Annotated in this window: 21 protein-coding genes; 11 read left to right on the top strand and 10 right to left on the bottom strand. The window is 57.5% G+C overall.

Annotation, left to right across the window (positions count from 1 at the left end):
- Nucleotides 1-96: 96 nt before the first annotated feature.
- From galM to modE, 7 genes are all read right to left on the bottom strand, one after another.
- Nucleotides 97-1,140 (bottom strand): galactose-1-epimerase, encoded by a 1,044-nt coding sequence (gene galM / locus SERS4_RS0107150; protein ID WP_017891950.1) that lies wholly within the window; start codon nucleotides 1,138-1,140, stop codon nucleotides 97-99.
- Complete coding sequence (gene galK / locus SERS4_RS0107155) at nucleotides 1,134-2,285, bottom strand: galactokinase (RefSeq protein WP_017891951.1); 1,152 nt, start codon at nucleotides 2,283-2,285, stop codon at nucleotides 1,134-1,136. The genes galM and galK overlap by 7 nt, the downstream gene beginning before the upstream one ends.
- Nucleotides 2,282-3,334, bottom strand: coding sequence for a galactose-1-phosphate uridylyltransferase (gene galT, locus SERS4_RS0107160; RefSeq protein WP_017891952.1), 1,053 nt, complete (start codon nucleotides 3,332-3,334; stop codon nucleotides 2,282-2,284). The genes galK and galT overlap by 4 nt, the downstream gene beginning before the upstream one ends.
- Nucleotides 3,335-3,619: 285 nt before the next feature.
- Entirely contained in the window at nucleotides 3,620-4,438 is an 819-nt protein-coding gene (locus tag SERS4_RS0107165; RefSeq protein ID WP_017891953.1) for a CPBP family intramembrane glutamic endopeptidase, read from the bottom strand.
- Between the two features lie 153 nt (nucleotides 4,439-4,591).
- The gene (locus SERS4_RS0107170) at nucleotides 4,592-5,164 is read right to left on the bottom strand and encodes a cysteine hydrolase family protein (RefSeq protein WP_017891954.1); all 573 of its coding nucleotides are present in this window, start codon (nucleotides 5,162-5,164) and stop codon (nucleotides 4,592-4,594) included.
- A 118-nt stretch (nucleotides 5,165-5,282) separates the two neighbouring features.
- The gene (gene modF / locus SERS4_RS0107175) at nucleotides 5,283-6,755 is read right to left on the bottom strand and encodes a molybdate ABC transporter ATP-binding protein ModF (protein WP_017891955.1); all 1,473 of its coding nucleotides are present in this window, start codon (nucleotides 6,753-6,755) and stop codon (nucleotides 5,283-5,285) included.
- A gap of 90 nt (nucleotides 6,756-6,845) precedes the next feature.
- Complete coding sequence (gene modE / locus SERS4_RS0107180) at nucleotides 6,846-7,637, bottom strand: molybdenum-dependent transcriptional regulator (protein WP_017891956.1); 792 nt, start codon at nucleotides 7,635-7,637, stop codon at nucleotides 6,846-6,848.
- Between the two features lie 204 nt (nucleotides 7,638-7,841).
- Between modE and SERS4_RS0107185 the strand changes: the two genes are divergently transcribed.
- The 9 genes from SERS4_RS0107185 to modC all read left to right on the top strand — a co-directional run bounded on the left by SERS4_RS0107185 (nucleotide 7,842) and on the right by modC (nucleotide 16,729).
- On the top strand, nucleotides 7,842-10,007 hold the full coding sequence (locus SERS4_RS0107185) for a TonB-dependent siderophore receptor (RefSeq protein WP_017891957.1): 2,166 nt from the start codon (nucleotides 7,842-7,844) through the stop codon (nucleotides 10,005-10,007).
- Between the two features lie 7 nt (nucleotides 10,008-10,014).
- Nucleotides 10,015-11,016, top strand: a complete 1,002-nt coding sequence (locus SERS4_RS0107190; protein WP_017891958.1) for an ABC transporter substrate-binding protein — start codon at nucleotides 10,015-10,017, stop codon at nucleotides 11,014-11,016.
- 1 nt (nucleotide 11,017) lies between these two features.
- Nucleotides 11,018-11,773, top strand: a complete 756-nt coding sequence (locus tag SERS4_RS0107195; RefSeq protein WP_017891959.1) for a trans-aconitate 2-methyltransferase — start codon at nucleotides 11,018-11,020, stop codon at nucleotides 11,771-11,773.
- 1 nt (nucleotide 11,774) lies between these two features.
- Nucleotides 11,775-12,821, top strand: a complete 1,047-nt coding sequence (locus SERS4_RS0107200) for an iron ABC transporter permease (protein ID WP_017891960.1) — start codon at nucleotides 11,775-11,777, stop codon at nucleotides 12,819-12,821.
- The gene (locus SERS4_RS0107205; protein WP_017891961.1) at nucleotides 12,818-13,603 is read left to right on the top strand and encodes an ABC transporter ATP-binding protein; all 786 of its coding nucleotides are present in this window, start codon (nucleotides 12,818-12,820) and stop codon (nucleotides 13,601-13,603) included. Before SERS4_RS0107200 ends, SERS4_RS0107205 begins: the two co-directional genes overlap by 4 nt.
- Before the next feature lie 168 nt (nucleotides 13,604-13,771).
- Nucleotides 13,772-13,915, top strand: coding sequence for an AcrZ family multidrug efflux pump-associated protein (locus tag SERS4_RS0107210; protein ID WP_012005736.1), 144 nt, complete (start codon nucleotides 13,772-13,774; stop codon nucleotides 13,913-13,915).
- 286 nt (nucleotides 13,916-14,201) lie between these two features.
- Nucleotides 14,202-14,975 (top strand): molybdate ABC transporter substrate-binding protein, encoded by a 774-nt coding sequence (modA, locus tag SERS4_RS0107215; protein ID WP_017891963.1) that lies wholly within the window; start codon nucleotides 14,202-14,204, stop codon nucleotides 14,973-14,975.
- On the top strand, nucleotides 14,972-15,661 hold the full coding sequence (gene modB, locus SERS4_RS0107220; RefSeq protein WP_017891964.1) for a molybdate ABC transporter permease subunit: 690 nt from the start codon (nucleotides 14,972-14,974) through the stop codon (nucleotides 15,659-15,661). Before modA ends, modB begins: the two co-directional genes overlap by 4 nt.
- Nucleotides 15,662-16,729, top strand: a complete 1,068-nt coding sequence (gene modC, locus SERS4_RS0107225) for a molybdenum ABC transporter ATP-binding protein ModC (protein ID WP_017891965.1) — start codon at nucleotides 15,662-15,664, stop codon at nucleotides 16,727-16,729.
- A gap of 32 nt (nucleotides 16,730-16,761) precedes the next feature.
- On the opposite strand, the gene SERS4_RS0107230 is transcribed toward modC, so the two are convergent.
- Nucleotides 16,762-17,586 (bottom strand): pyridoxal phosphatase, encoded by an 825-nt coding sequence (locus tag SERS4_RS0107230; protein WP_017891966.1) that lies wholly within the window; start codon nucleotides 17,584-17,586, stop codon nucleotides 16,762-16,764.
- A 167-nt stretch (nucleotides 17,587-17,753) separates the two neighbouring features.
- On the opposite strand from SERS4_RS0107230, the gene pgl reads away from it, so the two are divergent.
- Nucleotides 17,754-18,749, top strand: coding sequence for a 6-phosphogluconolactonase (gene pgl / locus SERS4_RS0107235; RefSeq protein WP_017891967.1), 996 nt, complete (start codon nucleotides 17,754-17,756; stop codon nucleotides 18,747-18,749).
- A gap of 42 nt (nucleotides 18,750-18,791) precedes the next feature.
- Here pgl and SERS4_RS0107240 read toward each other — a convergent pair whose 3' ends face one another.
- Nucleotides 18,792-19,274 (bottom strand): kinase inhibitor, encoded by a 483-nt coding sequence (locus SERS4_RS0107240; protein ID WP_012005742.1) that lies wholly within the window; start codon nucleotides 19,272-19,274, stop codon nucleotides 18,792-18,794.
- Nucleotides 19,275-19,440: 166 nt separating this feature from the next.
- Between SERS4_RS0107240 and SERS4_RS27430 the strand changes: the two genes are divergently transcribed.
- On the top strand, nucleotides 19,441-19,842 hold the full coding sequence (locus tag SERS4_RS27430; RefSeq protein WP_017891968.1) for a YkvA family protein: 402 nt from the start codon (nucleotides 19,441-19,443) through the stop codon (nucleotides 19,840-19,842).
- Between the two features lie 4 nt (nucleotides 19,843-19,846).
- On the opposite strand, the gene bioA is transcribed toward SERS4_RS27430, so the two are convergent.
- The gene (bioA, locus tag SERS4_RS0107250) at nucleotides 19,847-21,121 is read right to left on the bottom strand and encodes an adenosylmethionine--8-amino-7-oxononanoate transaminase (RefSeq protein ID WP_026142254.1); all 1,275 of its coding nucleotides are present in this window, start codon (nucleotides 21,119-21,121) and stop codon (nucleotides 19,847-19,849) included.
- Between the last annotated feature and the right edge of the window lie 89 nt (nucleotides 21,122-21,210).

Genomic DNA, 21,210 nt, shown 5'->3' on the forward strand with positions numbered 1-21,210 from the left:
GGAATAAGGAAAGGCAGCGGCCTGCGGCGCGGAGGGGTAAAAAGGTAAGCATTTATAACAAACGGCCCCCTGCCGCTTGGCAAGGGGCGTGGCGGGTCAAATAGGATAAAACTGATAATGGGTGGCGCTGAGATATTGCTGCCCCGGCTGCAACCAACAGTCGGGCTGCGGCCATTCCGGATGGTTAGGGCTGTCTGGCAAAAACTCGCTTTCCAGCGCTACCCCGGCGTAATTGGCATAGCTGCCGCCATCACGTGCCGGGGTGCCGCCCAGATAATTGCCGCTGTAGAGTTGCAACGCCGGTGCGCTGGTGAACACGCTCATTTGCACCTGGCCATCGGCCGACCACAGGTGAGCCGCCGGGCAATCCAGTGCGCCACAGGTACGGTGCAGCAGATAGGCGTGGTCGTAGCCTTTTACCCGTTGCTGGTCGCGATCGCTCAAAAAATCCTGCAGCAGGGTTTTCGGCTGGCGGAAGTCCATGCCACTGCCTTCTACCGGGGTTAGGGAGGCGCTGGGGATACCCTCGCTGTCGACCGGCAGATAGCGGTCGGCAAACAGTTGCAGCCGCTGGTGACGGGCATCGGTGCCGGCCCCGTCCAGGTTGAAGTAGGCGTGATTGGTCAGGTTGACCGGGCAGGCGCTGTCGGTCCGCGCCTGATAGCTGATTTCCAGGCGATTATCGGCGGTGAGGCGGTAGTTGACCTGCACGTCGAGGTTACCGGGAAACCCCTGGTCGCCGTCTGGCGAATGCAGCGCGTAACTCACCTGCTGTTCATCCTGCTGAACAATCCGCCAGCGACGGGTGTTGAAGCCCTCCGGCCCACCGTGTAACTGGTGTTCCCCCTGATTGGCCACCAGCGGATGCGGCTTGCCATCAATCAACAGGCTGGCGTTAGCGATGCGGTTGGCATAGCGGCCGACGGTAGCCCCCAGGTAGGCTGCCTGCTGCAGGTAATCTGCCGGTGTTTGGCAACCCAGCAGCAGTTCACGCGTTTTGCCTGACTTCAGCGGCAGTACGGCGGAAAGCCAGGTAGCGCCCCAATCCATCAGCGTGACGGTCATCCCGCCGGCGTTTTTCAACTGGGTTAACTGATAAGGCTGGCCGTCCGGTGCCAGCGTCTGGCTGTTGCTTAGCATGTACCGGCCCCCTCTGACGCTTTGCAGACGTAAAAGGTTTCTTTCAGCCCGTTGGTCTGCAACGGATATTCGCGTGCCACGGCTGCGCGAACCGGTTCCACCAGCGCCAGCGGCATCAAGGCTACGATGCAGCCACCAAAGCCGCCACCGGTCATGCGCACACCGCCGCGATCGCCGATAACCGATTTAACGATCTCTACCAGCCGGTCAATCGGCGGTACGGTAATTTCAAAGTCATCGCGCATTGAGGCGTGTGACTCTGCCATCAATTTTCCCATCAGTTTCATATCACCGGCGGCCAGCGCATCGGCTGCGGCCAGGGTTCGATCGTTTTCGCTGATCACGTGGCGCGCTCGTTTGGCGACGATCGGATCCAGTTCATGCTGGATCGGGAAAAACAGATCCGGGCTGACGTCGCGCAGCGCCTTGACGCCGAAGAAGCGTGCGGCCTCTTCACACTGCTCGCGACGAGTGTTGTATTCGCTGTCCACCAACCCGCGCTTCACATTGGAATTGATGATCACCACGGCAACATCTTCCGGGACTGATACCGCCCGGGTCTCCAATGTGCGGCAATCGATCAGCAACGCATGGTCTTTTTCACCGAGTGCGGAAATCAACTGATCCATAATCCCGCAGTTGCAGCCGACGAACTGGTTTTCCGCTTCCTGACCATTGAGCGCCAGTGCTACGCCATCCAGCGGCAGGGCATACAGCGCCTGCATGGCCTGGCCAACGGCAACTTCCAGCGAGGCAGAAGAACTGAGACCGGCGCCCTGCGGCACATTACCGGAAATCACCAGATCCGCGCCGCCAAAGTCGGCATTACGCTGCTGCAGGTGTTTGATCACTCCGCGTACATAATCGGACCAACGTTGATCCGGATGGCTGACGATCGGGCTGTCGAGAGAGAATTGATCCTGCTGACCTTCGTAATCGGCGGCGATCACCCGGATCTGACGGTCGTCGCGTTTGGCGCAGGCGATCACCGTCTGATAGTCAATGGCGCACGGCAGCACAAAACCGTCGTTATAGTCGGTGTGTTCGCCGATCAAATTCACCCGGCCAGGGGCCTGAATAGTCAGCGTGGGCGCGTAGCCAAAACGTTCGGTAAACAGGGTGTGGGTAAGGTTCTTCAAACTCATTTTTTGGCTCCGGCTTCACGGTAATGAATATCGCTAACGGCACGCAGACGTTCTGCGGCCTGTTCTGCGGTCAAATCACGCTGGGTTTCCGCCAGCAACTCATAACCCACCATAAATTTACGCACCGTGGCGGAACGCAGCAGTGGCGGATAGAAATGGGCATGCAGCTGCCAGTGGCGGTTATCCGCATCATTGAACGGCGCGCCGTGCCAGCCCATGGAGTAGGGGAAGGAACATTGGAAAAGGTTGTCGTAACGGCTGGTGAGCTTTTTCAGTGCCAGCGCCAAATCGCTGCTCTGTGCGGCGTCAAGATCGGTAATGCGTTGCACTGCGGTTTTCGGCAGTAACAGCGTCTCAAACGGCCAGGCGGCCCAGTAGGGGACGACCGCCAGCCAGTGTTCGGTTTCCACCACCGTGCGGCTGCCGTCAGCCTGTTCGCGCTGCACGTAGTCCAGCAGCATTGAGGATTGGTGCTGCTGGAAATACTCGCGCTGCAGGCGATCTTCATGTTCAGCTTCATTGGGCAGGAAACTGTTGGCCCAAACCTGGCCATGCGGATGCGGGTTGGAGCAGCCCATCGCCGCGCCTTTATTTTCAAATACCTGCACCCACGGATAGCGGCGTCCCAGGTCGGCGGTCTGTTCCTGCCAGGCGGCGATCACGCTTTCCAGGGCCGGCAGCGTTAGCTCCGGCAGGGTTTTGCTGTGATCGGGGGAGAAGCAGATCACCCGGCTGGTGCCGCGTGCGCTCTGGCAACGCATTAAGGGATCCTGACTCTCCGGCGCTAGCGGGGTGTCCGTCATCAGCGCGGCAAAGTCATTGGTGAACACATAGGTGTTTTGATAATCCGGGTTCTTATCACCGGTGACGCGGGTATTCCCCGGGCAGAGGAAGCAGTCCGGATCGTGCTGCGGCAGTGTTTCAAGCTGTGCGGCTTCCTGCTGGCCCTGCCAGGGACGTTTGGCGCGGTGCGGTGATACCAATACCCATTGACCGGTCAGCGGGTTGTAGCGGCGATGGGGATGATCGATGGGATTAAAATCCGTCATGACGGTTCCTTTTTCTTGGTCGCTGCGGCTGTGTGTAATCGCTTTCACCTACCGATAACGCCCATTTGACTCATGTAAATGGATAACTATGGCCAAAAATATAGCATGTCCTTTGGAGTAAAAAGGTGATCCAGAGCGAAAAATGGAATCGTTTACACGGCGTGACACAAGCAAGAATACCGCTAGAACGGCAGGGGAAAGAAAGCAGGAAAAGTAACAATCAGGGGCGAGTGATAGCGTTTTCAGCGGCATAACCGGCAGGGATTTGCCTGCCGGTTCTGAGGATCAGGGGTGTTGGTACAGCGGGTAAGTGAACAGCAGCAGATGGGTCAGATTAAGCCCGAAGTGGAACAGAATCGGCACCCACAGGCGGCCGCTCCACATCCACGCCAGACCGTAAATCAGCCCGGCAAGCGTAGCGAAAGCCACCATCAGCATACCGCCGGCCAGGTGCGCTGCGCCGAAGATCAGTGCGGCGATAATCAATGCCGGCCAGGCCCCTAACCACTGGCTGAGACGTTGCTGCAGATAGCCACGGAACAGCGCTTCTTCGGCCATACAGACAAAGAACAGGTTGGCCATGATAAACGCCAGGATCCAGGCTGGGGCATGCAATTCAATCTTCAGGCCGCCGAGCGCCACCGCCAACAGCAGCAAGGCCGGGACGCTGATAATCAGCGCGATCCAACCGGGTTTGTTAGCGCTTTTACCGGTTTGCGCCGTAAACAACGTAGGCAAACAGGCAAACAGCAGGAAAGGCACCAGCGCCTTGTCGAAGTTGTAATACATGGTGAACGGCGCGCTCAACGGGCCGGCTTTATCACCGTCAATCATCAACTGGTTATGGAACCCCGGCACCCAATGCAGGAATAACGCCACACAGCTTGCAACCACCAGTACTTCGAGTGCAACCGCCAGATTGCGCTGAGCACGAAAATGGTGTCGCAATCCTGCAAGAGCGACAATACCTAATAAACACGCCAGGCTGAGCGGGGTCAGTACTCCATGGTACATCCCCATTCCTGCCGATGCGGCCAAAATTACCCAGGCAATAAGCCGGTTAAATGGCAAAAAGAATAACGCCGTAGCCAGTACGCCCCACATAACTATGTCCCTTTAAAATATGCACACGGTGCCCATTACCGAAGGCAATCATTGCTTTATCGGTGTGCTGATGATCGGTGAGTTGGGCACTATTTTGGATAGTAGCACAGTGAAATGACAGTAAAGGTCGGTGCAGTGGGTGAAATAGTGCGTTCAGCCCTTCATCCAGGCCGATGAACGAGTGATTTCCGCCAGATTCTGCAGAATATCCAGGCTCTGCTGGTGCATCTCCAGAGTTGGTGCGGCGCACAAGTCCTGCAAGATGCTGACCTGAAAACCGGCGTCGTGCGCCTGTCTGGCGGTGCTCTCGATTGCCAGCGGGGTACTGACGCCGCCCAGCAACAAATGATGGCAGTGATGCTGCTGCAGCCAGGCTAACAAATTGTTACCGGCAAAGGCGCAAACTCCGTTCTTTTCGAACTGAAAATCCGCAGGTAATACCTGCAAATCCTGCTCCCACTGGCAACCGGCACTGCTTAAACGCAGCGCGCCGATCTGTTTTAGGTGGTTGAACAGCGGAGAGTGGGCGGGAATATCGTGATAGTCATCGGCAAAACCGACGCGTACCCAAATCACCGGAATTTTGCGTACCCGAGCGTAAGCCGCAGCGGCATTGGTGTTGGCAATCAGATTTTGCGCGATCACCTGTTCACGGCAATGATTTGCACGCCCTTTGGGGCCAATCAAATCGTCGATAAGATCGATAATAATCAGTGCGGCGGACATAGTGTCTCCAGAAACGAATCCTTTCCCCTTATGATAAAAGGCCAAATGTGATGTGTTACCGGGGAAGTGTTGCCGGATATGTCATCGGATGAGTGGCAAAGCCCCCCATCCGGATTTTTCAGTTCAGCGTATCGTGCTGGTAACGGTAGCCGTCGCCGTCAGGCACAAAGCTCAGGCGGTGGGTAATACTCTGTGGCGCGTCCTCTGCATGGTGCGAAACAAACAACAGCTGGGTTGCGCCCTGACCGATCAACACGTCGACAAAACGGCGTACCAGTTGGCGATTGAGCGGATCCAGCCCCTGTAGCGGTTCGTCGAGGATCAGCAGCGCCGGGTGCTTGACCAGTGCGCGGGCAATCAATGCCAACCGCTGCTGCCCCCAGGACAGACTATGGAACGGGGCTTCTCCCTTTGAGCCACCCAGCCCCAGCAGTGCCAGCCATTGGTCGGCCAATTGCCGCTGGCGATCGGACACCGCCTGATAAATGCCAATCGAATCGAAGAAACCGGACAGGATCACGGTACGTACGCTGGCACTGACGCGGTAGTCCAGGTGCAGGCTGCTGCTGACGTAGCCGATATGGCGTTTGATATCCCAGATGGTTTCCCCGCTGCCGCGACGGCGGCCGAACAGGGTGAGATCGTTACTGTACCCTTGGGGATGATCGCCGGTGATCAGGCTGAGCAGGGTGGATTTACCGGCGCCGTTCGGGCCGACGATCTGCCAGTGCTCGCCGGGGTTAACCTGCCAGTCGAGATGATTGAGGATCGGTTGATCGTTATAACTGACCACGCCATCACGCAGGATGATTAATGGTTGGTCTGCCGGCAGCGTGGTTTTTTGCGCGGGATCTTCGGTTTCCGGCAGCGCCAGACCATCCAGGTTTTCACTGTGTGCTAGTTGAGCGACCAGTGCGTCGGCCATCACCTGCTGCCGGGTTCCCTGGCTTGCCAAAGTACAGTCCGCCAATACACCCACCTGACGGATAAAGTCCGGCACCTCGTCAAAACGGTTGAGTACCAGCACCAGGGTATAGCCATGCCCTGAAAGGTCGCTCAGCAGCGCAGCCAATTGGGCGCGTGAATTGACATCCAGCCCGTCAAAAGGCTCATCGAGGATCAGCAGGTCGGGTTGCGACATCAGCGCCCGACACAGCAAGGTTTTGCGTGTTTCGCCGGTAGAAAGATATTTGAAGCGACGTGACAACAGCGGGGTGATGCCGAACTGTTCGGCCAATTGCGCGCAGCGGGCTGGGTCCTTGAGCTCTTCCTGAATGATTTCCGCCACGGTGCGGCCGGTATCTTCTTCGCCAGGGCTAAGCAGGTCGGTATTGTTGCGTTGCCATTCGTCGCTGACCAGTTTTTGCAACTGTTCGAAAGAGATACGTACCGCATGGCGGAAATCACTTCGCCGCTCGCCGCTCAATAACACCAGCTCATTGGCCAGTGCGCGAGCCAGCGCAGATTTACCGCTGCCGTTGGCGCCGACAAAGGCCCAGCTGTCGCCGGCCTGAATATCCAGCGCATCCAGCGTCAGGGTGCGGGTATCGCTTAAGCGGAATGAACCTTGCGAAATGTGCAACGACGACATCACCTGTTCCTTTTTATGCAATTATTTTGTTTAGAAATAGGCGCATTGCAGGGTGATGTCAATCGGCAAAAATGCAACGTTACGTTGCGTTTAACACAACGTGGCGACAATCACCCGATCGGCGTTGAACAAGGCATACACCGTACTGCCGGGCTGCAGTTTAAGCTGCTGTAGTTCTGCGTTGGTTATGGTAGCGCACAGGGTTTCGCCCCCGGTGAGCGTGACCAAAACTTCGCTGTGATCGGCACCTGGCTGGATGCTGGCCACTACGCCTGCCAGCGAGTTGTCTGCCGCGCCGGCCAGTGCCGGATCGGTGTTCAGCTTTACCCACGGGGCTTTAATCAGCGCCAGCACTTCCTTACCGGGCGAGAGCTGCAGGCGATCGGCGCTTTGTTGGGTAATAGCTGCACTGAGGCGGGTTTTGCCGTCGTTCAGTAAAATATCCAGATGTTGCTGCACTTGCTGATGGTCGCGTTCGATCACCGTACCGAAAAATTGGTTGCGCGCGCTGGTTTGCAGCGAAAAACGTGAGATGGCCGCCAGCAGGCTGTCGAGTGGCAGGTTGTCTTGCTGCAGTACGTCGAAGGCTTTTTGCTGGATCTGCCCCAGCAGGTCGTAAAGCTGGATCAGCCGTTCACCATAATGGGTTACCTGAGCACCGCCGCCACCTTTGCCGCCGGTAGCGCGCTCCACCACCGTTTGCTCCGCCAACTGGTTCATTTCGTTAATCGCATCCCAGGCGCTCTTATAGCTGATGCCTGCCAGTTTAGCCCCCTGACTGATGGAGCCGGTGTGTCGGACCTGCTTAAGCAGCGCGATACGGCGCGGATCGGCGAACAGTTTTTGCTGGAGTTTTAGAGTAAGAAGAATTTCGGCCTGCATAACACGTCCTGTCGGCTGCAAAAGGGTTATTGTCGCTGATTTGTGGCGAAAGCGCCAAATGATGCGTCGCCAACCGTGATAGGCGCGGTTACACAGGGACAATAAAAACTGGCGCCTGATTATTGATACGTTATAACATAACAAAAAATACAATGACGGTCTTCGGCCGTGCCGGGTTTTTATTTCACCACAGGGATGCTGTAAATGAGTGCTGCACGTCGACGTTTCGTCACGCCCAAAAAACCACCTTATTATTTGGCCTCGGCTTTGTTTTTCAGCCTGTCGGGTACCGTACAGGCCAGCGCAGACTGCAATAAAACCGGAAACTCACCGCGCTGCGAAGACAGCGTTACCGTTGAGGCATCAACACAGCCGCAAAACCCCTATGGCGGGTTAAATGCCGTCACCCAGACGGCTTCACGCCTGGGCTTGACCCGCCAGGAAACGCCGCGCAGTGTCGATGTTATCAGCCAGCAGGCTATTGAGCAGCGTGGGGACCGGACGCTGGCCGAAGTGGTTGAGCATGCGCCCGGTATGTCAGGAGTGGCCTCGCCGACGCTCAGCAATGACTTTTCGCTCCGTGGTTTTCGGCCGGTATCCTGGTTGTATAACGGTGTCGAAACCCCCGGTAGTACCCTCCAGTTAGCGGACCCATCCCACTACGACGGCGTAGAAGTTCTACATGGCCCTGGCTCGGTGCTGAATGGCCTGAGCGCCGCCGGCGGCAGCGTCAATCTGATCTCGCGCCAGCCGACCTTCAGCCGTCAGCCCGTTGAGCTCGACTACGGACTGTCGAGTTACAACAGCCAGCGCCTGCACTTTGGCTCCGGGGGAACGCTGTTGGATGACGTGGCGGCTTATCGGCTGGATGTTAGCGGTAGCGACAGCGGCACCAACGTGCAATATGAGCGCGACAAACAGAAACGGGTGTCCGGCGCCTTGCTGCTTAAGCTGACAGAGAATGCCTGGCTGACGTTGAGCCTGGATCGCATGCTCAACCGCACCATCAATCCTTACTACGGCACGCCGCTGGTGGAAGGGCAGATTGCCCGAGAGTTGCGCGATATTAACTACAACAACCTGACCGACAGCCGGATCCAGAGCAACGCGACCTCGTTCCAGGCCAGTCTGGATTGGTTCACCACGCCGGAAATCGAGTTGCATAACCAGTTCTACTACTACAGCGGTTTTCGTGAGTGGCGCAATGTAGAACGCTTTCGAGCCTCGGCGGCGACTCAGCCCGGTTACGTCAACCGCGATTCTTTCGGGGCATTGGCCCACGATGATGACCTGATCGGCAACCGCAGCTCCCTGGTGTTCGACCGGCCGCTGGGCGGTTTTGACAACCGGCTGGTGGTTGGCGTTGATGTGAGCAAACGGCGCTTTCAGTACTACTCCAACGGTTTTCCCGGCTCTGAAGAGGTGCCTTTGCTGGCTCCGGTCAGAGAAGATTTTTCACAGGGAACGGACCGCCAGCGCACCCCGGTTCGCCACGTCACGCAAAACCAGTACGCTGGATTTCTGGAAGACCGTTTTAGCCTGACCGACCGCTTAACCCTGCTGGGGCAGCTACGTTACAACCATATGCAGATGGATTGGCATTTCCAGAGCCCACAAGAGGAAACCCATGAGCACACCTACGTCTTCAGTGTCTGGAGCCTGGGCCCCAGCTACGCGTTAACCGACAATCTCAATATCTATGCCAACTACACCACCGGCCAGGAGCCTGGCAACGACCTGTTCTTTTTAAGCCCGGCGCAAACCAGCCTGCCGCTCACCCGGGTACGCCAATGGGAAATCGGTGCCAAGGGGCAGTTTTGGGATAACAAGGGAGAGGCCACGCTGGCACTGTACGAGCTGCGCAAGGACAACCTGTTCGTGCCCAATGCGCAGCAGCCGGATAAGCTGAATGCGGTCGGGCGACAAACTTCGCGCGGCGTAGAGTTAAGCCTGATGCTACGTCCCAGCTGGCAATGGGAGCTGGCTGCCAATGCGGCCTATACCCACGCCCGCTATGATGAATATCGCGGTGGTAGCCCGGTAGGCAGCTATAACGGTAACCGTCCGGCTTACATCCCCGACTGGACCGCTAACCTTACCGCACGTTACAAACCGACCCAGCAACTGGGGCTCACGTCATCGCTGCGCTACGTGGGCAGCAGTTATAACGACGATGCCAACCAACGCAAAATGCCGGCCTATACCACGCTAGATCTGGCTGCAGACTACCAGCTCACGCCGGTGATCGACGTGGGGGTACGCATCAGAAACGCCACCAATCAACTCTATGCTTACCAGCGGACCTACCCGGATCAGGTGCTGATTGCGCCGTCGCGGACTTATGAAAGCTTTATTTCGGTGAGGTTCTGATAGCGCCATGCAGCCGATAATTCACCTGCTGCTGGTACTGGGGCTGCTGTTTAGTGCGCTGGTGCAGGCCGGGGCTGTTGTGTTCAACAACTGTGGCCAACAACACCATTACCCGGCGGTACCGAAACGTATACTGGTGTACGCCAACCCCGCGCTGGAAAACCTGCTGGCTCTGGGGTTGGCTCAGCGCATTGTCGGGGTTATCGGCTATGACTATGCGCGGGATACGGCTCCTTCACCGACGCCAGCGGGATGGGGCAAGGTACTGAGCCAACTGTCGGCCACTGCGCCACCGTCGGCGGAGCCCTTGCTGTTGTTGAACCCGGATTTTATCTATTCGGCTAGCTATTACTGGTTCAACAGCCCGGAAACGCCCAGCCGCGATCGGCTGGCAGAGTGGGGGATCGCCACCTATCTCTCGCCTAATGTCTGCGGGGGTCAGCAAAGTGCTGCAAGCTCATCGGCCAGTTTTAACGGCATTTTTGCCGAACTGCGGGATATCGCCCGCATTTTTGATGTTTCCCGCGACGCCGAAACCTTAATTCAGCAGCTGCAAATTCAACTGCGCGATCTGGGGCAGCAGGCGGCATCGCTCCCTCATCGACGAATACTCTGGTGGTATGCCGACACTCAAACCCCTTATGTGGCGGGATGTTGCGGCGCACCGGCATTGCTGACCAAGCAGGTGGGCAGCGAAAACCTGTTTGGCGACCTGCCCGAGCTTTGGCCCACCGTTTCCTGGGAAACCATTGCTGCCCGCGATCCCGACCTGATTGTGCTTGGCGATTTGCCTCGTGGCGGGCTCGGCGATAGCGCAAAAGACAAAATCCATTTTTTAGAGCATCACCCACTGACCGCCACCCTGCGTGCCGTGCGGCAAAAAAACTATGTGATTTTGCCCGGCTATGACCTGGATCCCTCAGCCCGCACGGTTGCGTCCTTGCACCGTTTAATAACGGGTCTGCAGCAGCAGGCTTTACGTTTACCCACTCCTAATAAGGAACCCTGATATGTCCTCGTTATCATTCTCTTCACTGCTGACCTCGTGGGATCAACAACAGGGCGCTTACATTGCCGAGCGGGAGGCGCGTTTCAATGCCCAGCTCGACGTGCTGGAGCTCTCGGTGGGCCAGGATTTTCAGGTGCTGGATCTGGCCTGTGGGCCAGGTTCGCTTAGCCTGCGAATTCTTCAGCGCTTTCCACAGGCCAGAGTAACGGCGGTGGATCTCGATCCGTTATTGCTGGCTATTGCGCGGGGTGCACTGGCGCAATACGGTGACAGGATCCGTATCATTCAGGCCGATCTTACCGATCCCGCTTGTCTTTCATCGCTCGACGATCCGGCACCGCAGGCGGTGGTTTCCAGCACTGCGCTGCACTGGCTCATGCCGGAGCATTTGGGGGTTTTGTACCGCAATATCGCTGAACTGTTGCCTGACGGCGGCATTTTTCTGAACGCCGATCATCAGCGTTACGATCATCGGCACCTGCGCAGTAAAGCGTTGGCTGAACGGCACGACGAACAGACGCAACAACGGGCCTGGCAGAACGGTGTTGAGGATTGGGATCGGTGGTTTGCCAAAGTGCAGCAGTTGCCGGAGCTGGCGCAATATCGACAAGCGCGCGAGAACCTGTTTGCCGGGCGGCCGATCCCCCCGGCGACCGCGCTGGACTTTCAGGTTGCCAGCTTGATGCAGGCGGGTTTCACCGAGGCGGGGCCGGTCTGGCAGTTGCTGGATGACTACGTGATTGCAGGCTGGAAATAGCATGGACGGGTCTGTACGCCGCCATTTTACTCTGCTGCCGGGGCGCTCCGGGGGCTGGCTGTTATTGCTGATCCTGGCGTTGCCGCTGTTTTTGCTGGGCGCTTCGCTGTACGGACCGGCACCAATATCGCTGCATGACGCGTGGCATATTTTATCTGACCCCGGTGGCGCTAATGCCCAGGAAAACACCGAGGTTTATCAACGAATCATTTGGTCACTGAGAATGCCGAGAGCCTTACTGGCGGCGGTGGCGGGTGCCGGGCTGGCACTGGCCGGCACTATTCTGCAGTCACTGACGCGTAACCCGTTGGCCGATCCCTGGGTGCTGGGGATTTCCTCTGGGGCCGGGGTGGGGGCGGTGTTGGTTCTGGTGTTGGGACTGGGTGGTGGCCTGCTGTCGGTACCTGGTGGGGCGTTTCTCGGGGCGGCCGGGGCATTTGCGCTGGTTTTGCTGCTTGCCGGGCGTTCCCTGCAGGCGGAATCAACGCTGTTTATTCTGGCCGGGGTGGCTGTCACGCAGTTGCTTTCAGCCCTGACCTCGCTGATTACCCTGTGGCAGGCGGATGCCAATGCCACCCGCGGCGTGATGTTCTGGCTGTTGGGATCCTTCAGTGACGCTCGCTGGCCGCAGGTTGGTTTGGTTGCGCTGCTGCTGGTGCTGGCGTTGCTGGTTTGCTGGATGAGAGCGGGGGAGCTGGATGCCCTGGCCTTCGGCGGCCTGACGGCAGCCTCTTTGGGGGTGGCGGTGGCACCGCTGAAGCTGTTGTTGTATGCCATCACTATGGCGCTGACTGCCGTTATTGTCGCGTTCAGCGGCGCGGTGGGGTTTATCGGCCTGACGGTGCCGCATGTCGCCAGGCTGTTGGTTGGGCCACGCCATCGGGTACTGCTGCCGGCCAGCGCATTGTGCGGCGCACTGTTTGCCGTAGCGGCAGATACCCTGGCCAGAACCCTGTTCGCGCCGCGTGAGCTGCCGGTGGGGGTATTGACGGCATTGTTGGGCGTACCGGTTTTTCTGGCATTGCTGTATCGGAAAATAAACGCATGACGGCTGAAAAGGGTTTACCGGGGCTGCGTGCCGAACGGTTGGGCTGGTCTACACCGGAGAAAAGGATATTGGATAACCTTAGCTTCCATGCCCGTTCCGGCGAAATTACCGGCGTGCTTGGCGTCAACGGCAGCGGAAAATCCACCTTACTTAAACTGTTGGCGGGATTGATCCCTCCGGCGCACGGGCGGGTTTATCTGCAAGATACCGACATTGCCAGCCTGCCAGGGCGTGAACGCGCCAAAAGTATGACTTTCCTCGAACAGTCCGGGCCGGGTGCGTTTGCTATACAGGTTAAAGACGTGGTGCTGCTCGGGCGTCTGGTTTACGCCAGCCGCTGGACGGGGTTTAGTGCAGAAGACTACCGCATTGCCGGGCTGGCGATGGAGCAAGTGGGCATTTCGCGGCTTGCCGAACGGGAATGGCATCAATTGTCCGGTGGCGAGCAACAGCGGGTTCATTTGGCGCGGGCACTGGCACAGCAAACCCCGTGGTTGCTGCTGGATGAGCCTGCCAATCATCTTGATATTGCTCACCAGCAACAGTTTATGGCCTTACTGCGACGTCTGGGCATCAGCGTGGTGGTGTCACTGCACGACCTGAATTTGGCGGCCTGTTACTGCGACCGTCTGATGCTGTTAAAGCAGGGGAATATGCACGCATTTGGCTCACCGAGGGAGGTGTTGACGCCGGAGGTTATTGACCAGGTATATGGTGTGGAGGCTCGGCTGGCGACGGTCGAGAAGTATGTTGCACCACTGATCTATTACCCTGCCCAATAGTGTTCATTGATCGTAAGGATTAGACAGTTCGGCACAAATGGCACGTTTGGCCGGTTACAAATTTCGTACGGTCTTTAAAATAACCACGTTTTAGTGTGTATTTTGGTTTAAAGTAAAGATTACGTGGCGGTGTTCATTACCGCTCAATGGCAGTTAAGTGAGGCTACCATGATGGAATTATTGATAAGTTTGCTGTTCGCCGTAGTGATGGTGCCGATTGTCATGGCCATCATCCTCGGTTTGATCTACGGTTTGGGTGAGGTGTTCAACGTCTTCTCCAAAGTGGGTCATTCTAAAGAGAACCGCACCTAGCACCACCTTTCCTCTATTAATACCCTATAGCTTTCAAGTTGCAGCTAGGCGGCCAGCTTGCTCATCCCCAGGCGCTTACTCGAGTAAGTTACTGGGGGGAGCAAGTGCAGATAACAACGCTGCAGCTTGAAAGATGACGGGTATATACCCGCCGGCATCGTTCGGTGGGTATTTCTCAAGTTATCTCCCACCGTGCCGATAAACCGCATGACAAGCTTCTGCGTGACGTTATATTATTTTTTATATAACGAAGAGTGATAATGCACGTTAACTTGCGGAGAAAACAATGAAACAGCAATGGACCAAGTGGGTCGGCGGTATCGTATTGATGTCCGGTATGGTTATGCAGGCTTCTGCGGCGGAAAAAGTGACCGTTTTTGCGGCAGCGTCGTTGACTAATGCCTTGCAGGACATCGCGACCCAGTATCAGAAGGGCAAGGATGTTCAGGTCGTTTCTTCATTCGCTTCCTCTTCCACGCTGGCACGCCAGATAGAGCAGGGCGCTCCGGCCGATTTGTTCATCTCCGCCGATCAGCAGTGGATGGATTATGCCATCGACAAACAGCAGATGGTTAAAGATACCCGCTATACCTTATTGGGTAACGAATTGGTGCTGATCGCCGCCAAAGATGCCAAACAGGCTAAAATCACGCTCGATAAGCAGACAGACTGGACGAAATTACTCAATGGCGGCCGGCTGTCGGTGGGCGACCCGGATCACGTACCGGCCGGTATCTACGCCAAGGAAGCACTGCAAAATCTGGGGGCCTGGGCTGCCCTGGAGCCTAAACTGGCGCGTGCCAACAACGTACGCAGTGCCATGACGCTGGTAGAGCGTGGTGAAGCGCCGCTGGGCATTGTTTATGGCTCAGACGCGGTGGCCAGTGATAAAGTCAGCGTAGTGGCTATTTTCCCGGAAGACAGCCACAAACCGGTTGAATACCCGATGGCCATCGTTAAAGGCCATCAGACACCGGCCGTCAGCGCGTTCTACAGCTACCTGAAGAGCCCGGAAGCGGCGGCTATTTTCAAACATTATGGATTCTCCCCGCGTAAATGATTTTGAGCGAGTACGAGTGGCAAGCGGTTGAGCTGAGCCTGAAAGTGTCCTGCGTGGCGGTGGTGTTCAGCTTACCTTTTGGCATTCTGATGGCCTGGGTATTGGTCCGCTGTCAGTTTCCCGGCAAATCGCTGCTGGACGGTATTATTCACCTGCCGCTGGTGCTGCCGCCGGTGGTGGTGGGCTATTTATTGCTGATCTCCATGGGGCGGCGCGGCGCGGTCGGTGAATGGCTGTACCACTGGTTCGGTTTCAGTTTCAGCTTTAGCTGGCGCGGTGCAGCCCTGGCTTCCGCAGTGATGGCGTTTCCGCTGATGGTACGCGCCATCCGGCTGGCGCTGGAGGCGGTAGATACCCGTCTGGAACAGGCTGCCCGTACTCTTGGCGCCAACCCATGGCGGGTGTTTTTCACCATTACCTTGCCGCTTTCGTTACCGGGATTGATCGTCGGCGTGGTGCTGGGTTTTGCCCGTTCGCTGGGTGAGTTCGGCGCCACCATTACCTTTGTTTCCAATATTCCCGGCGAGACGCGTACCATCCCGTCGGCAATGTATACCCTGATTGAAACGCCGGGGGCGGAATCCGCCGCCGCACGCCTGTGCGTGATTGCTATTGTGCTGTCACTGGTTTCACTGATGGTTTCCGAGTGGCTGGCCCGCTGGGGACGCAAACGGATGGGCGTATAAATGTTGGAGCTGGATTTTTCCCAATGCCTTGGCGACCTGAACCTCAATGTGCGCGCCGATCTGCCTGCTCAGGGCATTACCGCGATTTTTGGCCTGTCCGGCGCCGGTAAAACCTCCCTAATCAACGCCATCGGCGGCCTGACGCGCTTGCAACAGGGGCGGATCGTGCTCAATGGCCGCACGCTGGTGGATACCGAACGTGGCCTGTGCCTGCCGCCGGAAAAACGTCGTATTGGCTATGTGTTTCAGGACGCGCGTCTGTTCCCGCATTACCGGGTGCGCGGTAACCTGCAATACGGTATGGCGGCTGAGATGCGCGCGCAGTTTGACAGTATTGTCGAGCTGCTGGGCATCGGTCCGTTGCTTAATCGTCTGCCGTTGACGCTGTCCGGCGGTGAAAAACAGCGGGTGGCGATTGGTCGAGCCCTGCTGACCGCGCCGGAGTTGCTGTTGATGGACGAGCCGCTGGCCTCGCTGGACCTGCCGCGCAAGCGCGAGCTGTTGCCCTATCTGGAACGGTTGGCGCAGGACGTTAATATCCCCATTCTCTACGTCAGCCACAGCATGGACGAAATTCTGCGCCTGGCGGAGCAGGTGATGGTGCTGGATAACGGCCAGGTGAGGGCGTTCGGCGGGCTGGAGGAGGTGTGGGCCAGCAGCGCGTTGCGGCCCTGGTTGCAGCGAGAGGATCAAAGCAGCGTGCTGCGCGTCAGCGTGATTGAACATCACCCGCGTTATGCGATGACGGCGTTGGCGTTGGGCGACCAACGTTTGTGGGTCAGCGGCGTCGACGCCGCCCTGGGTGCCCAACTGCGTATCCGCATCAACGCGGCCGATGTTTCGCTGGTATTGCAGCCGCCGGTCAACAGCAGTATCCGCAACGTCTTGCCGGCCAGGGTGACCGAGTGCCTGGAGGTTGACGGGCAGGTGGAGGTGAAACTGGCGGTAGGAGAAAGCGTACTCTGGGCGCGTATTACGCCGTGGGCACGAGACGAACTGGCGATCCGGCCGGGGCAGTGGCTGTATGCGCAGGTTAAAAGCGTGTCGATCAGCCGCGAGGCGCGTTGAATTCGGCCCTCCCGGCAGGGAGGGCAATGGCATTACTGACCCAAAACTCGAGTGTGAATGACTTCGGCAATGCCCGGCTGCAGGTGATCGGCAATCACCAGATCGGCGCGTTGTTTGATGGCGTCATCGGCGTTGCCCATGGCGACACCCAGGCCAACCGCTTCCAGCATGCTGAGATCGTTGTAGTTATCCCCGAAGGCCACCACCTGGCTCATGCTTAAACCCTGTGACTCCACCCATTGCTGCAGGCGTTTCCCCTTGCTGTTGCCGCCTTTGGCAATATCGACCTGATCGTGCCACGACCATTCGCAGGCCAGCCCCAGCTCTTTTTCTACCGTTTCGGCGAAGCGGCGCAGTGCAGGAATATCGGCGTGCGAGGTGGCGAACTTCCAGATTGACTGCGCCTCATCGGCTGCCTGAGCCAGGCTGTTGACCTGCAACAGCGTTGGGCGTTGCGCCGGCGGCAGGGTTTCGGCCCAGGCCAATGAACGGGTGACGTGGCCGCTCGGCTCCTGATACAGCATGGCGTCGTCCACGTACATCAGGCCATGAATGTCGCTTTGTTTCAGCATCTGCAACACCAGCTTGGCCTGAGCTTTTTCCAGCGGATCGGCCGCCAGCACTTTTTTCTGCTGGAAGTCATACAAATAGGTGCCGTTACAGCAGATTGCCGGAGTGTCTATCTCCAGCGCCTGATAGAACGGGTGGATTGCCACATGATGGCGACCGGTGACTACCACTACTTTGACGCCGGCGGCACGCGCCTGGGCCAGGGCTGCCAGCGACTGCGGTAAAATGCGTTTTTGGTTGTCCAGCAAGGTGCCATCCAGATCGAGGGCAATGACGCGGTAGCTCATAGGGATCTCATTATAGTTAGCAACAAAATTAAACCGATGGTACACCGGATAAGCAACGGATAAAACCGCACAGATTTCATCTGCAACGCGTCACGGATGTGAGGTAAGCTAGGGGAAACCGAAAAACCTGAAACCGGTTTCTCTTTTACCCTATGCAAGGAGAATTCATGAAGCAAATCGTTTATGTCGCCAGCCCGGAAAGCCAACAAATTCACGTGTGGCAGTTAAGCGACGCGGGTGCGTTAGAGTTGCTGCAGACCGTCGAGGCCCCGGGCCAGGTGCAACCGATGGCGATCCACCCGGACAGAACGCATCTGTACGTGGGTGTGCGCCCGGCTTTCGGTATTGTCAGCTACCGCATTGAGGCGGACGGCACACTGCAACAGGCCGGTATGGCGCCGCTGCCAGGCAGCCCAACCCATATTTCTACCGATTTGCAGGGGCGCTATCTGTTTTCCGCTTCTTACAGCGGCAACTGTGCCAGCGTCAGCCCTATCGGTCATGACGGCGTGGTGGTAGCGCCTATTCAGCAGATCGACGGTTTGACCGCGCCGCACTCGGCCAATATCGACCCGACCAATCAACTGTTGCTGGTGCCTTGTCTGAAAGAAGATCGCATCCGCCTGTTTAATCTGGATCTGCAAGGTGAACTGACGCCGCACGCTCAGGAAGCCGTGACGACGGCCAGCGGCGCAGGCCCGCGTCATATGGCATTCCACCATAACGACAAATATGCATACTGCGTGAATGAGCTCGATGGCACGGTAGACGTGTTCGCCATCAGCGAAAACGGCGGTAAATATACTCTGGTGCAAACGCTGGATATCATGCCGGCCGATTTCAACGGTACCCGCTGGGCGGCGGATATTCATATCACGCCGAACGGCCGCTTCCTGTACACCAGTGACCGTACCGCCAGTATCCTGACTATTTTCAGCGTGTCCGAAGATGGCAGTACCTTGTCGGTGGTCGGTTATCATCCGACCGAAGAGCAGCCGCGCGGCTTCAATATCGACCACAGCGGCCGCTTTGTGATTTCGTCCGGCCAGAAGTCCGGTCATATCGGGGTGTATGAGATTGATCAGGCCAGCGGCGAGCTGACCACGCTGGCAAGGTACCCGGTGGGTAAAGGCCCGATGTGGGTAACCATCCTGGCTAAATAAAACCTGGGGGCGAATACATTCGCCCCTTAGTTTGCCAAAAAATCAGCTGTACTTCACCGTCAGCGTAGCGCTGCCGAGGCTATGGAAGTGCACGTTAAAACCAACCAGTGCGCCGCTGGAGCCTTCGTCCACCTCAATGCTTGCTACATCCAGCGCATGCACGGTGAAGTGATAGCGGTGGCTTTCGCCCTGCGGTGGGGCCGCGCCGCCGTAACCGGCAGAACCAAAATCGGTGCGGGTCTGGATTGCCCCAGCCGGTAAGCCGCCTTTGCCGGAGCCAGCGCCCGGCGGAAGTTCACGCGTTGCCGCCGGGATATTGGCGACCACCCAGTGCCACCAGCCGGAGCCGGTCGGGGCATCGGGATCGTAAACTGAAATCACAAAGCTCTTGGTGCCTTCCGGCACGCCATCCCAGGCCAGATGCGGTGACAGATTATCGCCGTGATAACCCATGCCGTTAAATACCTGTCGTTCCGGCATTTTTGCGCCGTCCTGCAACTCATTGCTGTACAAACGAAAAGTCATGCTGACTCCCTGTTGTCGATAAAAGCAGAACCCTAAGCTAGACCGTTTTGCTGCAACAATACAAGCAGCATTGTATCTCGCCAGCAGCGTCATCTATGAGTTACCATCGTTAACGTCGAGGTTACATTCGCGACATCAATCATTCACAGCCCGATATAAAGTAAACATGATTTCATTCAAAAAACGCACGCCGTGGTTTGGCTGGCTGCGCCGCTGGGCCAGGGGCATCAAGCGCGACATTTATGCACTCTGGCTGGCGGCCCGGGACCGGCGCACGCCCTGGTATGCCAAATTGGTCGCCCTGCTGGTGGCGGGTTATGCGGTGTCGCCGATAGATTTAATCCCGGATTTTGTTCCGGTATTGGGCTATCTGGACGATGTGATTATCGTGCCGCTGGGCATCATGCTGGCGGTGCGGCTGATCCCCAAACCGCTGATGGTGGAGTTTCGTGAGAAAGCGCAACGGCGCATTGATAATCCAACCGGCCGGATGGCGGCGGTGATGATCATTTTGCTGTGGGTGGGGTGCCTGGTGTGGCTGGCCCGTTATCTGGACCAGCATTGGTAAGCAATTACTCTACTGCGGCCGCTACGGCGGCGGTCAACCGGCTGAGCTGTTCAGGTTCAATAATATACGGCGGCATCAAATAAATCAGTTTGCCGAAGGGCCGGATCCACACGCCGCGCTCGACAAAACCACGCTGTAGCTGCGCCACATCCACCGATTCGCGCATTTCTACTACGCCAATCGCCCCCAGTACTCTCACATCCGCCACTTTTGGCAGCGCCTTCAGCGGTAATAACTGCTGTTTCAGCTGGCTTTCGATAGCGGCGACCTGCTGCTGCCAGTGGTTTTCCGCCAACAGCGACAGGCTGGCGTTGGCCACCGCACAGGCCAGCGGGTTGCCCATAAAGGTTGGTCCGTGCATAAAGCAACCGGCGGCCCCGTTGCTGATGGTTTCCGCCACGTGGCGCGTGGTCAGGGTGGCGGATAGCGTCATATAGCCGCCGGTCAGCGCTTTGCCCAGACACAGAATATCCGGCACCACGTCGGCATGTTCACAGGCAAACAGCTTGCCAGTGCGACCGAAACCGGTGGCGATCTCGTCGGCGATCAGCAGCACCTGATGACGATCGCACAGCTCACGCACCCGCTTGAGATAGGTCGGGTGGTAGATGCGCATGCCGCCTGCGCCCTGGACTACCGGCTCCAGGATCACCGCAGCCACTTCTCCGGCATGCTGCTCCAGCAGCGCGGCGAACGGCGCAATATCATTTTCATCCCAGACCTGGTCGAAACCGCACTGCGGCGCGGTGGCGAACAGGTGCGGCGCCAGATAACCCTGATAAAGGCTGTGCATCGAATTGTCCGGATCGCACACCGACATCGCGCCAAATGTATCGCCGTGATAACCGTGGCGCAGGGTCAGAATGCGTTGTCGCCTTTCCCCGCGAGCCTGCCAGTATTGCAACGCCATCTTCAGCGACACCTCTACCGCCACCGAGCCGGAATCCGCCAGGAACACGCATTGCAACGCCTCCGGTGTCATTGCCACCAGACGGCGGCACAGGGCAATGGCCGCAGGATGGGTAATGCCGCCGAACATCACGTGCGACATCTTTTCCAACTGTTGCGTGGCAGCCTGGTTCAGTTGCGGGTGGTTATAGCCGTGAATAGCCGCCCACCAGGAGGACATGCCGTCAACCAGACGTCGGCCATCGGCCAGCTGCAGCTCAACGCCGTTGGCGGCTTCTACCGGGTAACAGGGCAGCGGGTGGCTCATGGAAGTGTACGGGTGCCAGATATGGCGTTGATCGAACTCAAGGTCAGAGGCAGTGATAGACATGCTTGTAAACCAAATCATATTCGTAATGGTTGACAGTATATCCACAATATCTAAACTGACGACACTTTTTTCATTTTGGAGACGCCGTG

It is taken from the genome of Serratia sp. S4, assembly GCF_000347995.1.
In the GTDB taxonomy this organism is placed as follows: domain Bacteria; phylum Pseudomonadota; class Gammaproteobacteria; order Enterobacterales; family Enterobacteriaceae; genus Serratia; species Serratia quinivorans.

Bases quoted from the DNA above. Each gene is read 5' to 3' on its own strand.
- galM (WP_017891950.1), bottom strand. From the start codon at position 1,140: ATGCTAAGCAACAGCCAGACGCTGGCACCGGACGGCCAGCCTTATCAG.
- galK (WP_017891951.1), bottom strand. From the start codon at position 2,285: ATGAGTTTGAAGAACCTTACCCACACCCTGTTTACCGAACGTTTTGGC.
- galT (WP_017891952.1), bottom strand. From the start codon at position 3,334: ATGACGGATTTTAATCCCATCGATCATCCCCATCGCCGCTACAACCCG.
- SERS4_RS0107165 (WP_017891953.1), bottom strand. From the start codon at position 4,438: ATGTGGGGCGTACTGGCTACGGCGTTATTCTTTTTGCCATTTAACCGG.
- SERS4_RS0107170 (WP_017891954.1), bottom strand. From the start codon at position 5,164: ATGTCCGCCGCACTGATTATTATCGATCTTATCGACGATTTGATTGGC.
- modF (WP_017891955.1), bottom strand. From the start codon at position 6,755: ATGTCGTCGTTGCACATTTCGCAAGGTTCATTCCGCTTAAGCGATACC.
- modE (WP_017891956.1), bottom strand. From the start codon at position 7,637: ATGCAGGCCGAAATTCTTCTTACTCTAAAACTCCAGCAAAAACTGTTC.
- SERS4_RS0107185 (WP_017891957.1), top strand. From the start codon at position 7,842: ATGAGTGCTGCACGTCGACGTTTCGTCACGCCCAAAAAACCACCTTAT.
- SERS4_RS0107190 (WP_017891958.1), top strand. From the start codon at position 10,015: ATGCAGCCGATAATTCACCTGCTGCTGGTACTGGGGCTGCTGTTTAGT.
- SERS4_RS0107195 (WP_017891959.1), top strand. From the start codon at position 11,018: ATGTCCTCGTTATCATTCTCTTCACTGCTGACCTCGTGGGATCAACAA.
- SERS4_RS0107200 (WP_017891960.1), top strand. From the start codon at position 11,775: ATGGACGGGTCTGTACGCCGCCATTTTACTCTGCTGCCGGGGCGCTCC.
- SERS4_RS0107205 (WP_017891961.1), top strand. From the start codon at position 12,818: ATGACGGCTGAAAAGGGTTTACCGGGGCTGCGTGCCGAACGGTTGGGC.
- SERS4_RS0107210 (WP_012005736.1), top strand. From the start codon at position 13,772: ATGATGGAATTATTGATAAGTTTGCTGTTCGCCGTAGTGATGGTGCCG.
- modA (WP_017891963.1), top strand. From the start codon at position 14,202: ATGAAACAGCAATGGACCAAGTGGGTCGGCGGTATCGTATTGATGTCC.
- modB (WP_017891964.1), top strand. From the start codon at position 14,972: ATGATTTTGAGCGAGTACGAGTGGCAAGCGGTTGAGCTGAGCCTGAAA.
- modC (WP_017891965.1), top strand. From the start codon at position 15,662: ATGTTGGAGCTGGATTTTTCCCAATGCCTTGGCGACCTGAACCTCAAT.
- SERS4_RS0107230 (WP_017891966.1), bottom strand. From the start codon at position 17,586: ATGAGCTACCGCGTCATTGCCCTCGATCTGGATGGCACCTTGCTGGAC.
- pgl (WP_017891967.1), top strand. From the start codon at position 17,754: ATGAAGCAAATCGTTTATGTCGCCAGCCCGGAAAGCCAACAAATTCAC.
- SERS4_RS0107240 (WP_012005742.1), bottom strand. From the start codon at position 19,274: ATGACTTTTCGTTTGTACAGCAATGAGTTGCAGGACGGCGCAAAAATG.
- SERS4_RS27430 (WP_017891968.1), top strand. From the start codon at position 19,441: ATGATTTCATTCAAAAAACGCACGCCGTGGTTTGGCTGGCTGCGCCGC.
- bioA (WP_026142254.1), bottom strand. From the start codon at position 21,121: ATGTCTATCACTGCCTCTGACCTTGAGTTCGATCAACGCCATATCTGG.